At 39.3% G+C, this 15,239-nt stretch carries 12 protein-coding genes; 11 read left to right on the top strand and 1 reads right to left on the bottom strand.

Annotated features, from left to right (window positions below):
* From FAZ19_RS22790 to ftsZ, 11 genes are all read left to right on the top strand, one after another.
* On the top strand, positions 1-411 hold the full coding sequence (locus FAZ19_RS22790; protein WP_136823085.1) for an FtsL-like putative cell division protein: 411 nt from the start codon (positions 1-3) through the stop codon (positions 409-411).
* A gap of 24 nt (positions 412-435) precedes the next feature.
* Complete coding sequence (locus FAZ19_RS22785; protein ID WP_136823084.1) at positions 436-2,562, top strand: penicillin-binding protein; 2,127 nt, start codon at positions 436-438, stop codon at positions 2,560-2,562.
* A 1-nt stretch (position 2,563) separates the two neighbouring features.
* Positions 2,564-4,021, top strand: coding sequence for a UDP-N-acetylmuramoyl-L-alanyl-D-glutamate--2,6-diaminopimelate ligase (locus tag FAZ19_RS22780; protein ID WP_136823083.1), 1,458 nt, complete (start codon positions 2,564-2,566; stop codon positions 4,019-4,021).
* A gap of 4 nt (positions 4,022-4,025) precedes the next feature.
* A complete protein-coding gene (gene mraY, locus FAZ19_RS22775) occupies positions 4,026-5,270 on the top strand; it encodes a phospho-N-acetylmuramoyl-pentapeptide-transferase (protein ID WP_136823082.1) in 1,245 nt (414 codons plus the stop codon).
* Position 5,271: 1 nt separating this feature from the next.
* Positions 5,272-6,645, top strand: coding sequence for a UDP-N-acetylmuramoyl-L-alanine--D-glutamate ligase (gene murD, locus FAZ19_RS22770; protein ID WP_136823081.1), 1,374 nt, complete (start codon positions 5,272-5,274; stop codon positions 6,643-6,645).
* A 10-nt stretch (positions 6,646-6,655) separates the two neighbouring features.
* Entirely contained in the window at positions 6,656-7,846 is a 1,191-nt protein-coding gene (locus FAZ19_RS22765; RefSeq protein WP_136823080.1) for an FtsW/RodA/SpoVE family cell cycle protein, read from the top strand.
* 6 nt (positions 7,847-7,852) lie between these two features.
* Positions 7,853-8,950, top strand: coding sequence for an undecaprenyldiphospho-muramoylpentapeptide beta-N-acetylglucosaminyltransferase (gene murG / locus FAZ19_RS22760; RefSeq protein ID WP_136823079.1), 1,098 nt, complete (start codon positions 7,853-7,855; stop codon positions 8,948-8,950).
* A 3-nt stretch (positions 8,951-8,953) separates the two neighbouring features.
* Positions 8,954-10,309: a UDP-N-acetylmuramate--L-alanine ligase gene (murC, locus tag FAZ19_RS22755; protein ID WP_136823078.1), complete on the top strand. Its 1,356-nt coding sequence runs from the start codon at positions 8,954-8,956 to the stop codon at positions 10,307-10,309.
* Entirely contained in the window at positions 10,302-11,129 is an 828-nt protein-coding gene (locus tag FAZ19_RS22750; RefSeq protein WP_136823077.1) for a cell division protein FtsQ, read from the top strand. Before murC ends, FAZ19_RS22750 begins: the two co-directional genes overlap by 8 nt.
* A gap of 23 nt (positions 11,130-11,152) precedes the next feature.
* On the top strand, positions 11,153-12,517 hold the full coding sequence (ftsA, locus tag FAZ19_RS22745; protein WP_136823076.1) for a cell division protein FtsA: 1,365 nt from the start codon (positions 11,153-11,155) through the stop codon (positions 12,515-12,517).
* 136 nt (positions 12,518-12,653) lie between these two features.
* On the top strand, positions 12,654-14,354 hold the full coding sequence (ftsZ, locus tag FAZ19_RS22740; RefSeq protein WP_136823075.1) for a cell division protein FtsZ: 1,701 nt from the start codon (positions 12,654-12,656) through the stop codon (positions 14,352-14,354).
* 169 nt (positions 14,355-14,523) lie between these two features.
* On the opposite strand, the gene FAZ19_RS22735 is transcribed toward ftsZ, so the two are convergent.
* Positions 14,524-15,168, bottom strand: a complete 645-nt coding sequence (locus FAZ19_RS22735; protein WP_136823074.1) for a response regulator — start codon at positions 15,166-15,168, stop codon at positions 14,524-14,526.
* Between the last annotated feature and the right edge of the window lie 71 nt (positions 15,169-15,239).

The following is a 15,239-nucleotide window of genomic DNA, read 5'->3' as shown; positions in this document are numbered from 1 at the left end:
ATGTCTAGAAAGAACACAATAAGAGATAAGGAGTTAAGTGAGGATATCCAAGAGGAATTATCCGATGCAGTCGAAGAAAAGGTAGAGGAAACTCAAAATTTTCTTCGCTCCATTTTTGCGCCAAAACAACTTTCAATGTATTTGGTGACGAAAAATCTTCCTTTTGTTGCGTTTTTAGCTTTTTTAGGACTGCTTTATATTTCTAATCGTCATTTAGCTGAGCGTACAGTGCGGCAAATAGATCGCTTTAGCAGAGAAGTGAAAGAGTTGAGTTGGGATTATAAATCCTTGTCGGCGGAGTTGATGAAATTAACAACGCAGTCAGAAATAGCTAAAAGAGCGGATACACTGGGGTTAAAGGAAAGGACACAGCCGCCTATTAAACTTGAAGTAGTAAAGGAGCATAAGTGATATTATTAAGATTAAAAGCAAATAATGAATATTAGGAAATCCATATTAGTGAGGGTATACCTGGCGTTCGGGCTGATGGTCTTTGGTGCCTTGGCAGTTTTTGCTAAACTCGTTCATCTGCAGTATGTAGATGGAGGTGAGTGGCGCGCTATCGCGGATAGTCTGACGATACAAGAGCGTGTTGTAGAAGCTGCTAGGGGGAATATTTATTCTAACGATGGCAGTTTATTGGCGACTTCCGTTCCTGAGTATGAGATACGGTTCGATGCAATGGCGATTTCAGTTGAACGCAACGATGTTTTTAATTCTAAAGTTGATTCATTAGCGAGTAAACTTGCTGGTTTCTTTAAAGATAAATCAGTAAGGCAATATTTGGGTATATTAAAAAACGCTCGTGCGAAAAAGCAAAGATATGTATTAATAAAGCGGAATGTTTCTCATCAGGAGCTTAAGCAGTTAAAGAAATTTCCATTATTGAAAACCTTTAGGGAGGGGAAGTCGCGATTCTCAAGTGGTTTGGTTGCTGTCCGTCAGAATAAACGGATTTTACCGTTCACCAATTTAGCCGCCCGTACGATTGGTTATAAAAATGCAAAGGGGATAGATACCGTTCTTGTAGGATTGGAAGGAGCATATGGTAATTATATAGATGGGAAAAGTGGTGCTCAGATGATGCAGCGTATTGCGGGGGGAGTGTGGGTTCCTTTGAATCGTGAAATTGAAGTAGCTCCGGTTGATGGCTCGGATATCATTGCAACTATCGATGTCAATATGCAAGATATGGCGCAGCGAGCGTTGGAAAAGCAACTTAAAATTAGTAATGCTGACAATGGATGTGTGGTGTTGATGGAAGTGGCAACTGGTGAAATACGTGCTATAGCTAATTTTACCAGAGACACGGACGGGGAGTATAGGGAAAAATTCAACTATGCTATTGCACATGGGGCAGATCCTGGATCTACATTCAAATTAGCATCCTATCTTGCCGCTTTGGATGATGGGTTAATAGATACAAATACAATTGTTGATGTTGGGAATGGAACATATAAGGTGCCTTCTCATACGATCCGAGATTCACATGCGCCTAAGAAATCTAAGATGACTGCGAAAGAGGCCTTTGAAGAGTCGTCAAATGTAGGCATCACGAAGTTGATAAATTTACATTATGGAAGTAACCCCGCAAAATTTACCGCCAAGTTGCATAAGTGGGGGTTGAATCAACCTTTGGGATTGCAAATTCCGGGAGAGGGGATTCCTATTGTAAAGACTCCTGAAAATAGAAGCTGGAGTAAGCTATCCTTGGTACAGATGGCATATGGCTACGAGTTAAAGTTGACTCCGTTACAAACCTTGGTTTTATACAATGCGGTAGCAAATGACGGGAAAATGCTTGCACCTTTATTCGTCAAAGAGATTCGTCATTTAGGAAATACGGTACAGAAATTTAATGCTCGTGTTATTAATAAGCAAATCGCCAACGAAGAAGCAATCCGAAAAATACAGGAGATGTTGGAAGGTGTAATGATAGAAGGCACCGGTAAGAAGCTAACAAGTCCGTTGTATACCTCTGCAGGGAAAACGGGGACGGCCCAGATGGCAGATGGCGCAAAGGGATATGGTGCTCGACGTTATCAATCTTCGTTTGCGGGCTATTTTCCGGCTGATAAGCCTAAGTATTCTATGATTGTGGTAATCCGTAACCCTCGTAATGGTTATTATGGAGGTACTGTAGCAGGTCCCGTATTTAAGGAACTGGCCGACATGGTTTTTGCTAATGATTTGTCCCTTCACGGTACGTTTGCTACTCGTGAAGTAAATGTAGCAGGTGCAAAAACACCATTGACGCTCAAAGGTTCGAAAGTGGCTTCTGTTAAGGTTTACGAGGCTTTGGGTATAAAGTCACTTAATTGGGATATTATCGCACAAAATGCAGTAGATACATCGTCAAGAGGTGTTCCATTTTCAGAAGTACTTATTCAAGAAGGTGTAGTGCCCAACGTTGTAGGGATGGGGCTGGCTGATGCATTGTATACAATGGAAAACGCCGGCTTTAAAGCACAGATACATGGCAAAGGAAAGGTGGTAAACCAATCTTTGGTGCCAGGGGAAAAATTAAAATTTGGTACAAACGTGGCAATTCAATTGAATTAATATGATACTGAAAGAATTATTACATGCTATTCCTGTTGTTCAGGTTGTTGGGTCACTAGATGTGGAAGTGGCATCGGTATGTTTTGATTCACGAAAAGTTGAAAAAAATTCATTATTCGTCGCGATAAAAGGAGTTCAAACAGATGGACATCACTATGTGGACAAAGCCATTGCTAAGTATGCTTCCACTGTACTCGTTGAGCAGCTTCCAGCGCAATTAGATCAAAGCACAACTTATTTAGTCGTCGGTGACACGTCCTACGCATTAGGAATTGCCGCGTCTAATTTTTACGGCAATCCATCTAAGGCGTTAAAACTAGTAGGAATTACAGGTACAAATGGTAAAACTACTGTGGCGACATTGTTATTTAATCTTTTCCGACATCTGGGATATCATGTTGGCCTTTTGTCGACTGTAGAGAATAAAATCGGGGAGCGGATTATTCCAGCCACGCATACAACACCGGATCCGGTAGCTTTAAACAAATTGCTGTCTGATATGGTAGATGAAGGCTGTGATTACTGCTTTATGGAGGTGAGTTCACATGCTATTGTACAACAGCGCATTGCAGGATTACGATTCGCTGGCGGAATTTTTACAAATATTACGCATGATCATCTCGATTTCCATGGCAATTTTGATAATTATATTAAAGCAAAAAAGAAGTTTTTTGATGATTTGGATCGGTACGCGTTCGCACTTACAAATATAGATGATAAAAATGGGCAAGTAATGCTTCAGAATACTTTTGCACACAAAAAAACTTATGGTTTGCATCATATTTCCGATTTCAAAGCAAGAGTAATAGAGAGCCATTTTGATGGAATGTTATTACAGATTGATTCGCATGAAGTATGGGTAAAGTTAGTAGGAGGTTTTAATGCGTATAATCTTTTGGCAGTATATGGTGCCGCTATTTTATTGGAGCAGGAAACGATGAAAATCTTGACTGCTATTAGTGAGATTACCGGAGCCCAAGGAAGATTTGAAACGGTTCGTTCTACCAAAGGTATTGTCGGGATAGTAGATTATGCTCACACACCAGATGCAGTTGAAAATGTTTTGAAAACAATAAAAGATTTGAAGGTGGCTGGTCAGCATATTATTACTGTCTTGGGGTGTGGCGGAGATCGTGATAAATCTAAACGTCCCGAAATGTCGAGGGTAGCGCTGAAGTATAGTGATAAAGTTATCATCACTTCTGATAACCCGCGTACGGAAGATCCTTTGGCTATTATCAAAGATATGGAGGCGGGGATACCGAGTGACAAGAAAAAGAATGTGTTTACAATTTCAGACAGAAGAGAAGCTATTCGTGCGGCTTGTCACATAGCGGCTTCTGGAGACATCGTTTTGATAGCAGGAAAAGGACACGAGAGATATCAAGAAGTTAATGGTGTACGACATCATTTTGATGATAGAGAAGAATTGAATAAAACATTTAACGAACAACAATAAGTCGATGTTATATTATTTATTTACTTGGTTACAAAATCATTTACATATTCCAGGATCGGGGTTGTTTCAATACATCTCGTTCCGGACGGCAATGGCAGTTATTGTTTCTTTGATAATAACAACGGTTTTTGGTAGTCGATTAATCCGTTTGCTGCAGCGAAAGCAGGTTGGAGAAACCATTCGCGACCTGGGATTAGAGGGAGAGAAAAAGAAACAAGGTACTCCTACGATGGGGGGGCTGATTATCATAGCGGGTATTCTTATACCCACCTTATTGTTCGCTAAACTGGACAATATTTATGTTGTTATTATGATTGTTACGACGATTTGGATGGGGGCAATTGGTTTCTTGGATGATTATATTAAAGTATTTCGTAAGAATAAAGAGGGGTTGGCTGGTCGGTTTAAAGTAATCGGCCAGGTGGGTTTGGGTACGATCATCGCTATCACAATGTATTTTCATCCTGATATTGTCGTTCGCGAACAGGTAACAAATCCAACGTCCTCAAAGCCTGTTGAGGTGGTGATTAATCCACAAACCGGTATAAGCACATATGCAGAAAATGTGAAGTCGACAAAAACTAATATCCCTTTCTACAAAAACAATGAGTTCGATTATGCTAAAGTTTTAGATAGTTTCGGATTGAAAAGCAGCTTAATGACATTTTTTGTGTTTTTGATTTTTGTAGTATTCATTGTGACTGCTGTGTCCAACGGAGCAAATATTACGGATGGTATAGATGGATTAGCCACAGGTACTTCAGCTATCGTAGGCATCACACTGGCCATCTTGGCTTACCTTTCGGGGAATATCATTTTTTCTGAATACCTCAATATTATGTATATCCCTAATTCGGGTGAGCTTGTAATTTTCGCAGGGGCATTTGTAGGTGCATGTACTGGTTTCTTGTGGTACAATGCGTATCCAGCACAGGTTTTTATGGGCGATACTGGGTCGTTAACAATAGGTGGGATTATCGCTGCTTTTGCTATACTTATTCGTAAAGAACTATTAATACCAATTTTGTGTGGTATCTTTTTGATCGAAATGTTGTCGGTGATTCTTCAGGTATCTTACTTCAAGCATACAAAGAAAAAATATGGTGAGGGACGGAGGATTTTCTTAATGTCGCCTCTTCATCATCATTACCAAAAAAAAGGATACCATGAAGCGAAGATCGTGACACGATTTGTGATCGTGAGTGTTTTTTTAGCAATTTTAACAATAGTGACATTGAAAGTAAGATAGCATGACAAATATCGCACATACATATTATCCACAAACTGGTCGCTTAGTGATTCTAGGCGCTGGAGAGAGTGGAGTAGGTGCTGCTATACTAGGCAAGGATAAAGGCTTTGAAGTGTTTGTTTCTGATATGGGGGAAATCGGCCATGGATACAAAGATATTTTACAAAAGGAGAATATTGCATTTGAAAGTGGCCAGCATACAGATCAGCAAATATTAAATGCAGATATTGTAGTCAAGAGTCCAGGCATTTCAGGAAAAGCACCAATTATTCAACGATTGAGAGAACAAGGGACTTCCGTAATCTCGGAAATTGAATTTGCTGCACAGTATACGAATGCGAAGTTGATTTGTATTACCGGTTCTAATGGCAAGTCTACCACTTCGATGTTAACGCATTATATATTGCATAAAGGTGGGATAAACGTAGGTTTGGCAGGAAATATCGGGAAGAGCTTTGCTTTTCAAGTGGCACGAGAGGATTTTGATGTCTACGTATTAGAAATTTCCAGTTTTATGCTCGATGACATGTATCACTTCCGAGCTGACATAGCCGTAATTTTGAATATAACGCCTGACCATCTAGACAGGTATGATTATAAATTAGAAAACTATGTAAATTCCAAGTTTCGCATGATTCGAAATCAAACTGAGCGAGATTATTTTGTCTATTGCGCTGATGATCAAGAAACAATGAAGGCTTTGTCCACTTTTGAAAGCAAAGCCATTCCGTTACCCATAACACAAGAGAAAGAGATAGATCAAGGAGCGTATTTAGATCAAGAGAATACCATAATAATTCACATACCTAATAGAGAAATATTTACGATGAATATTGAAGAGTTATCATTACAAGGAAAGCACAACGTCTACAATAATATGGCGTCTGGATTGATTGCGAAAGTACAGGAGCTACGGAATCAGACGATGAAAGAGAGTATGGGCTCGTATGTCAATATTCCACATCGATTAGAGCATGTTGCCTATATCGGTGGTGTAAATTACATCAACGATTCAAAGGCCACCAATGTGAACTCGGTATGGTATGCGTTAGAGAGTTTTTCTACCGATATCGTATTGATTATGGGGGGGGTCGATAAAGGAAATGACTATGAGATGCTACGAGACTTGGTAAGGCAAAAAGTAAAGGCTATTATTTGCATCGGAAAAGATACTTCGCGTATACACGATGCTTTCGAAGATGAGGCAGGTGTAATTGTAAATAGTGCATCGATGGAAGATGCAGTTGAGATTGCTTCTCACCTTGCAAAAAAGGGTGATACTGTATTGCTTTCACCAGCTTGTGCAAGTTTTGATTGGTTTAAGAATTACGAAGAAAGAGGTGATAAATTTAAAGAAGCGGTGATGACCTTGTAAATGAACTGTGATGGAACAAGTATTGTCAAGATTAAAAGGAGATAAGTGGATTTGGATCATCGTGATCATTCTATCGGGGTGGTCTTTACTTGCCGTTTATAGTTCAGTAGGTACGCTTGCATATAAAGAAGGTAAGGGTACAGAAATGTATTTATTTAAACATTTTTCGATTATCGCTATAGGTTTGATATTGATGTTTCTGTCTCACAAATTAGATTACAGGTATTATGCAGGTATTTCAAAACTTTTGATGGCAATTACTATTCCCTTATTACTTTATACATTGGTGTTTGGGAACAAAGTTAATGATGCTTCCCGTTGGGTTACCATTCCGGTTATCAATCAGACTTTTCAGACGTCTGATTTAGCAAAACTGGCCTTGATTACCTTTTTAGCTAGAATGCTTTCCCGTAAACAGGAAGAGATTAAAGATGTTAAAAAATCTTTTGTTCCGATAATGGGTGCAGTTTGTGTAGTATTTGTGTTGATTGCCTGGGCCAACTTATCTACAGCTGTTATGTTGTTTGGGGTCAGTGTGCTATTGCTTTTGATAGGTCGTATCAGCTTTAAACAAATCGCTTTGGTGTCATTAGGCGTAGGGTTGCTCGGGGTATTGGTTATTTCGATCGGACCACGTCGGGCCACGTATTTTAGTCGTATAAAAGGCTTTTTTTCAACAGAAGAGATAGCTTCCAATGTTCCTTTTCAAGAAGATAAGAATTATCAAGCAAATAATGCAAAAATCGCGATTGCTACGGGAGGATTATTCGGAAAGGGGCCTGGCAACAGTGTGCAGCGAAATGTGCTTCCGCATCCCTATTCCGATTTTATTTTTGCTATCATTATCGAAGAATATGGAACAGTCGGGGGCGTAATACTATTGTTTCTTTATTTGGCTTTAATGTATCGCTGTATCCGTATCGTAACACTCAGCCCAAGAGCCTTTGGCGCTTTTTTAGCTGCAGGGTTAGGGTTTAGCCTAACGATACAAGCATTGGCGAATATGGCAGTGGCAGTCGGATTGGGGCCAGTTACAGGTGTTCCGTTGCCGTTGGTTAGCATGGGAGGTACGTCAATCCTTTTTACGAGTGTTGCATTGGGGATTATCCTCTCTGTAAGTAGGAATATAGAGGAGTTAAAACATAAGCAGGAGTTGGATGAAACCCCGAAGCAAAAAAAAGTAATCGTAGGTACAGTATAGTTTAATATGGCGCATAAAGTAATCATAAGTGGTGGCGGTACGGGAGGACATATCTTCCCGGCAATTGCGATTGCGAATGCATTGCGCCGTGCACAGCCTGAGATTGAAATTCTATTTGTTGGTGCTGCTGGTAAAATGGAAATGGAAAAGGTTCCTGCTGCCGGATATAGGATAATAGGATTAGACATTCAGGGGATTAACAGACAGTCGTTATTGAAGAACTTAGCTTTACCATTTAAAATGGTAAAAAGTTTATGGAAGTCCCGACAGATCATTAAAGAGTTTGGTGCGGAAGTAGCCGTCGGAGTTGGTGGGTATGCTTCTGGTCCGTTGTTAATGATGGCAAATCATATTGGCATTCCTACGCTTATTCAGGAACAGAATTCGTTTGCAGGTAAGACCAATAAAAGTTTGGGCAAGAAGGCGCAAAAAATATGTGTAGCCTATGAGGGAATGGATCAATTCTTTCCTGAAAGCAAGATCATGTTGACAGGGAATCCGATCCGAAGAGCTTCGGTAAATATTTCCGGTAAGTATAGCGAAGCGATTACTTCATTCGGATTACAGGAGGGCAAGAAGACAATTCTGGTTACAGGTGGAAGTTTGGGCGCCAATACGTTGAACGAATGTATGAAAGGAGCATTAGATAAATTGCTCCAAGCAGATATACAAGTGATCTGGCAATGCGGCAGCTATTATTTTGAAAAGCTGGAAAGGGAACTAAACGATAAGCTGCCTGTCAATATTAAGTTAGTGCCGTTTTTGCAGCGCATGGATTATGCGTATGCAGCAGCAGATGTGATTATAGCAAGAGCGGGAGCAGGAACCATTTCGGAATTATGTGTAATTGGTAAACCTGCTATACTGGTTCCTTCGCCAAATGTCGCGGAAGATCATCAAACAAAAAATGCGGTTTCGTTGGTAGACAAGAAAGCGGCTTTAATGGTAACCGATATGAGTGCACGCATTCATCTGATAGATGAAGCGCTTAAGTTGATTCACGATGAAGCGATATGTGTAGAACTCGGTGAGAATATTAAAAAACTGGCGTTGCTCGATGCAGATGAGGTAATAGCGAACGAAGTTTTAAAATTAATAAACTAGAAAATGAATATTGATCAGATAAAACAGGTTTTTTTAATCGGAATTGGTGGGATTGGAATGAGCGGTTTAGCACGTTACTTTTATCAATTGGGCTGTACCGTTATAGGATACGATAAAACCGAAACCGATTTGACTTTAGCTTTGGTTAGCGAAGGAATTACTGTGTTTTACCAAGACAATATTCAGTTAGTTCCAGAACGTTTTCTAAATCCATCTGTGGACTCATTGGTGATTTTTACACCTGCAGTCCCCAAGGATTTAAAAATTAAGAATTATTTTATTGATAGAGGGTTTGAACTATATAAGCGATCGCAGGTATTAGGATTTATCAGTGCCAGTCGCTTCACAATTGGTGTTGCGGGTACACATGGTAAGACGACGACTTCGACCATGATCGCTCATATATTAAAAGATTCAGGGTACGATTGCTCTGCATTTTTAGGGGGGATTAGTTCAAATTACAACACCAATGTTTTATTTGGAGACAATAACGTAGTGGTTGTAGAAGCCGACGAATACGATCGTTCCTTTCTTACATTACATCCTAATATTGCCGTGGTAACCTCTGCTGATGCAGATCATTTGGATATTTACGGTGATGAGTCGCATTTGATTGATTCCTTCAAATTATTTCTGGATAGGGTAGTAGAAGATGGTAAAAGTATAGTAAAGGTGGGGTTGCCTTTTGAGGGAAATATCAGCTATTCATCTGAAACGAGAGCCGATGCTTATGCCGAGAATATTCATGTAGATGATGGAGAATTTCATTTTGATTATATCTATGGAGATATGCGGGTTGAAAATATCCGTCTTGGAATACCTGGACTTCATAACGTTGAGAATGCTGTTGCAGCTATTACAGTAGCAATATTATTGGAGATTGATATGGAGAAAATCGTAACAGCGTTAGCCAATTTCAAGGGAGCGAAGCGTCGTTTTGAATACATCGTTCGAACACCCGAACATGTGTACGTAGATGACTATGCCCATCACCCGGAGGAATTGCGGGCTTTTCTAAATTCCATGCGTAAATTATATCCCACCAAAAAGTTGACTGTTGTTTTTCAGCCCCATCTTTTTACACGCACACGTGATTTTGTAGATGGCTTTGCAGAAGTACTGGGAATGGCAGATGAACTTTTGTTGATGGAGATCTATCCGGCAAGAGAGCTGCCGATTGACGGCGTGAATTCCTCTTGGCTTTTGAATAAAATAGGAATAGAGAATAAAAGAGTGGTTATGCCTCAAGATGTATTGGATAGGGTAATGGCAGAAAAACCGGAATTAATCGTGACCGTAGGAGCAGGAGATATTGACCGTTTGGTAAGACCATTGAAAACTATTTTAGAGAATGAATAGATCAAAAAGTATACGCTGGAGCTTTATAGGCTATGGAATACTCGGAACCGCGGTTCTGGTCGGGTTGACCCTGCTTATGAGTCTGATCGCAAGAAAGAGTGGCGATCAGGTATGTATTGCTCTGCGTGTAATGATTGAAGGGAAAGAAACCTTTATAGATCAGCATGATATTTCGAAATTGATCAATGAGAAATACGGAAGGGTAGTGGGGCAGGCCATCAAAGACGTTCCGGTCAACCAGATCGAAGAGTCGTTAAAGGATCTCCCGTATGTATCTAATGCAGAAATTCATGCAGATATGGATGGCGTTATACAAGTTGCAGTACAGCAGCGAGAAGTTGTCTTGAGAGTTATAAATAAAAATGGTCGGGAATTTTATATCGATAGAGAGGGAAAGAAAATTCCAGTTACCTTAAAATACGTGCCTCATGTACTTGTCGCAAATGGAAATATATCAGAAAACTATGGAGAGCCTTTAGATGATGTACAGAGTAAGCTTGTAAATGATCTAGTGAAAATCGTAGATCATATTAGAGGAGACGAACTTTGGGAAAATCAAATTGTGCAATTATATGTAAACGCTGAAAATGATATTGAAATAGTACCACGTGTAGGCAATGAGGAGTTGATAATCGGAACTGCAGATTCGCTTGCGTATAAATTAGATCGGTTAAAGGTCTATTACCGTGACATTCTGCCAAAAGTAGGCAACAATGCCTATGCGAGGGTAAATGTAAAGTATGGAGATCAAATAATTTGTGAACGAAAAGGGAATTGGTTTATGGACAGTTTACAGATGAAAATAAATATGAAAAATTAACAATACAGCATAATATACAGCATATGAAACCAAGAATTACAGCAAATGAAAAAGAAAATCCAATTATTGTTGGGTTGGATATCGGTACTACGAAAATCTGCGTGACGGTAGGTCGTCGTAGCGGGACAAACAAAATTGAGCTTTTGGGCGTAGGTAAAGCCGAATCTGCGGGGGTAAACCGTGGGGTTGTAGCTAATATTCAAAAAACCGTTGGAAGTATCCGTGAAGCTGTCGCGATAGCTGAAGGGCAATCTAATGTGGATATAAAAGTGGTCAATGTAGGTATAGCCGGTCAGCACATCAAAAGCATCCAGCATCGTGGGATTTTGACAAAAAATGATGACGACGAAATTGGCCGCTTAGATGTTGAACGTTTGATTTCGGATATGTATAAACTCGTTCTTCCTCCGGGAGAGGAAATTATACACGTCTTACCGCAAGAATTTACAATTGATAATGAACCGGGGATTAAGGAACCAATAGGTATGGCCGGACGTCGTATGGAAGCTAATTTCCATATCATTTCGGGTCGGGTTACTGACATCAAAAACATTAAAAAGTGTGTGGATAATTCTGACCTAGAAGTTTCTTCTTTGGTGTTGGAGCCTCTAGCATCATCTGAAGCTGTATTGGATGAGGAGGAGAAAATGGCTGGAGTAGTGCTTGTCGATATCGGAGGAGGCACCACAGATGTAGCTATTTTTCATGAAGGGATTATTCGTCATACTGCTGTTATTCCCTTGGGAGGAAATATTGTTACCGAAGATATACGTCAAGGATGTGCTGTCTTACGTAATCAAGCGGAACAATTAAAGGTGCGTTACGGCTCAGCATTGGCGGACGAAAACAAAGATAACGAGGTAATTTGTGTACCTGGCATCCGCGGACGTGATTCTAAAGAGATCTCTGTTAAGAATCTTGCATTCATTATTCAAGCCAGAATGGAAGAAATCATAGAGCATGTTTATTATGAAATTAAATCCTCAGGGTATGAAGATAAATTAATTGCTGGTATTGTTATTACTGGGGGAGGGGCACAATTGAAACATCTGGTTCAGTTAGTGGAATATATTACAGGAATCGATTGTCGTATCGGATATCCAAACGAATACTTGGCAAAAACGGATATGTTGAACAAGCAATCTTTTGATGAGATGAAAAGTCCAATGTATGCTACAAGTATTGGTTTATTGATTAAGGGTATCCAAACGGTAGAAGAAGATGAGGCCACGCAACAAGAAGTGGTGTATAAAAGCCCAGATAGATCGAAAGTGAAGGAGATTACGCAAACGGCCAACAAAAAGGAAAGTTGGTTTACTAAAATAATCTCTGATTTCATTAAAGATGATTCCGGAATTGACGATGATTCGTTTATTGGGAAAAAATAATTTTCAACATTAAGTGGTTTTTTCCACATTTTAACAATTGTGGAAAACTGTTGTTGATATTTTGGTATTATTACATTCGAATTGATGAGTTCTAGGGTAACTGTGAACTTAGCAATTCATAAAAAGAGGATATTTTATGTCGATACAATTTGAAATGTTAAAGGAACAGTCGTCTATAATTAAAGTTATAGGCGTAGGTGGTGGCGGGGGAAATGCCGTTAATCACATGTACAAGCAGGGAATTAGTGGGGTGGACTTTATTGTGTGTAATACGGATGCGCAAGCACTAGAATTAAGCCCAATCCCTAACAAAGTACAATTGGGAACTAGTTTAACAGAAGGAATGGGTGCTGGTGCAGATCCGGATGTAGGCGAAAATTCTGCAATCGAAAGTATAGAGGATATCAAAAGAATGCTTGGTACCAATACCAAGATGTTGTTTATAACAGCTGGTATGGGAGGCGGTACAGGCACAGGAGCGAGTCCAGTTTTAGCTAAAGCAGCTAAAGAAATGGGAATTCTGACTGTGGCTATTATTACTACTCCTTTTACTTTTGAAGGAAAAAAGCGCCGCTCTCAAGCAGAAGAAGGTTTAAATGAGCTACGGAAATATGTAGATTCATACCTCGTTATTTCAAATGATCGTCTTCGTGAAATATTTGGTAATTTAACGATGACTGCGGCATTTTCGAAGGCGGATGATATATTAACTACGGCAGCTAAAGGTATCGCGGAAATTATAACCATTCCTGGTTATGTAAATGTTGATTTTAAGGATGTTCGTACGGTTATGAATGATAGTGGTGTTTCTATCATGGGTAATCATGTTTCAAAAGGAGATAATAGAGCTATTGAAGCTGTTACGGGGGCCTTAGCCTCTCCTCTTCTGAAAGATAATGAAATTGAAGGTGCTCGCTATATTTTGTTGAATATCACTTCAGGTAATAGAGAAGTCACAATGGATGAAGTGGCGATTATTACGGATTATATCCAAGAAAAGGCCGGATTGACGGCAGACTTAATTTGGGGTAATTGTATCGACGAATCTTATGAAGATGAGTTGTCAGTAACTATTATAGCTACTGGTTTCCAGACCGCCGAAGAGCGCATTAAGGAGAAGAAGAAGGAAAAAATTGCTTTACCTTTAACCCCCGATACGTCTAATGCGTTTGTAAAACCTGTTGGGCAAAATCAATTTGCTGTCAAAGAAGTACATGCACCTCTCGATAATCTGGTAAAGCCAGTTCAAGGCCAGGCACTGACCAATGAGACGAAAGCGGCTATGCCTCAAGGAGATTTGTTTTCATCTCCTGCTAAGCCAGTAGATGCCCTTTCTAATTCTGTAATCCAATCGGAAACACAGGTGATCCGGCATACGTTGGAGGTGCAAAATACGGCTGAAGAAGAAAAAGACCAAGATCTTGGTGGATATGAATTAAAAACCTCTCCTTCGATGTTTGAGTTCAAATTACCTACTGTATTTGATACGTATGAAAATACCAATGAAGAAACAACAGACGATGTTCAGCATAATGTAGAATCTCCGGTTCAAAATAACTTTGTCGAGATTGAAGAAAAAGAAGAATCAAATTTTGAGGATCAACTGATGAAAACTAAGGAGCGGATACTGCGTCTCAAAGAGTTAAGTATGAAGCTTAAATCCTCAAATGGTCTTCAAGAATTGGAAAACGAACCCGCATATAAAAGAAAACAGAAGCCGTTGGATAATTTACCTCATTCGTCTGAATCTCAGGTTTCACGTTTTACATTGTCTTTTGACGAAGGAGAAACGGAAATTAGATCTAATAACTCTTTCTTACATGATAATGTGGATTAATATTTATCACTAGTATTGGATACGGCTAATAATTTAGCCGTATTTTTTTTGTTTATGCACGCGTTATCTCGTAAGCGTATTGGTAATAATCTCTAGAATTTTGGGTGCAACGGTAGGTTATGGAGGTGCTAATCTGCAATTGCATTCGGAAGAAAAACAACTTCTCTTGTTACTTTTCTTCCGAATGCAATTTAAATAATTCTATGAGTTCTGGAATATTATGTACGCCTAATTTTTCAAAGATTCGACTTTTATACGTGCTAACGGTAGAAGAGCTCAGGTTTAATGTATTAGAAACTTCTAAAATGCCGTGTCCATCGATCAGATGCTTGGCAACGTCCATCTCACGGTTTGATAATTTATTCAACGGATTATCAGCATCTATACTTGATTTACGTAGAGTAAGCTTCTTTACGTATAAATCTTTCACGGCTTCAGACATGTATTTTCCTCGCTCTTGGATGTGTTGTATCGCGTGGTTTAATTCGCCCATAGCAGTGGTTTTGTTTAGATATCCTGCCGCCCCTGCCTCAATATACCTTAACGCATATAAGTTTTCATCGTAAGATGAGAATACCAAAATCTTAAGATCATTTTGAATTTCTAATATTTCTTTAATTACTTTAATATTATTACCACCAGGCATGTTAATGTCTAGAAGAATTAAGTCGAAATGTTCAGCCTTTAATTGTTCATATACCTCAGGGTAAGTTTTTGCTTGCGTAATAGATACATCTTTTAGCACTTCTCTAATAATAATTGAAGCACCTAATCTGACAATACTGTGGTCATCAGCAATGAGTATTTTTTTCATGCAAAAGTTATAATTTTAAATATTGATCTACCGAGCCATAAATGTAATCTCGTATCAAAAATACAATTAGC

The sequence above is a fragment of the Sphingobacterium alkalisoli genome (assembly GCF_005049105.1).
GTDB classification, from domain to species: Bacteria; Bacteroidota; Bacteroidia; order Sphingobacteriales; family Sphingobacteriaceae; genus Sphingobacterium; species Sphingobacterium alkalisoli.
This window is presented reverse-complemented; position numbering and strand designations above follow the sequence as displayed.

What these genes read in the sequence shown, in the direction of transcription:
- FAZ19_RS22780 (WP_136823083.1), top strand. Translation starts at nt 2,564, where the DNA reads ATGATACTGAAAGAATTATTACATGCTATTCCTGTTGTTCAGGTTGTT.
- FAZ19_RS22785 (WP_136823084.1), top strand. Translation starts at nt 436, where the DNA reads ATGAATATTAGGAAATCCATATTAGTGAGGGTATACCTGGCGTTCGGG.
- murG (WP_136823079.1), top strand. Translation starts at nt 7,853, where the DNA reads ATGGCGCATAAAGTAATCATAAGTGGTGGCGGTACGGGAGGACATATC.
- murC (WP_136823078.1), top strand. Translation starts at nt 8,954, where the DNA reads ATGAATATTGATCAGATAAAACAGGTTTTTTTAATCGGAATTGGTGGG.
- mraY (WP_136823082.1), top strand. Translation starts at nt 4,026, where the DNA reads ATGTTATATTATTTATTTACTTGGTTACAAAATCATTTACATATTCCA.
- FAZ19_RS22735 (WP_136823074.1), bottom strand. Translation starts at nt 15,168, where the DNA reads ATGAAAAAAATACTCATTGCTGATGACCACAGTATTGTCAGATTAGGT.
- murD (WP_136823081.1), top strand. Translation starts at nt 5,272, where the DNA reads ATGACAAATATCGCACATACATATTATCCACAAACTGGTCGCTTAGTG.
- FAZ19_RS22765 (WP_136823080.1), top strand. Translation starts at nt 6,656, where the DNA reads ATGGAACAAGTATTGTCAAGATTAAAAGGAGATAAGTGGATTTGGATC.
- ftsA (WP_136823076.1), top strand. Translation starts at nt 11,153, where the DNA reads ATGAAACCAAGAATTACAGCAAATGAAAAAGAAAATCCAATTATTGTT.
- ftsZ (WP_136823075.1), top strand. Translation starts at nt 12,654, where the DNA reads ATGTCGATACAATTTGAAATGTTAAAGGAACAGTCGTCTATAATTAAA.
- FAZ19_RS22750 (WP_136823077.1), top strand. Translation starts at nt 10,302, where the DNA reads ATGAATAGATCAAAAAGTATACGCTGGAGCTTTATAGGCTATGGAATA.
- FAZ19_RS22790 (WP_136823085.1), top strand. Translation starts at nt 1, where the DNA reads ATGTCTAGAAAGAACACAATAAGAGATAAGGAGTTAAGTGAGGATATC.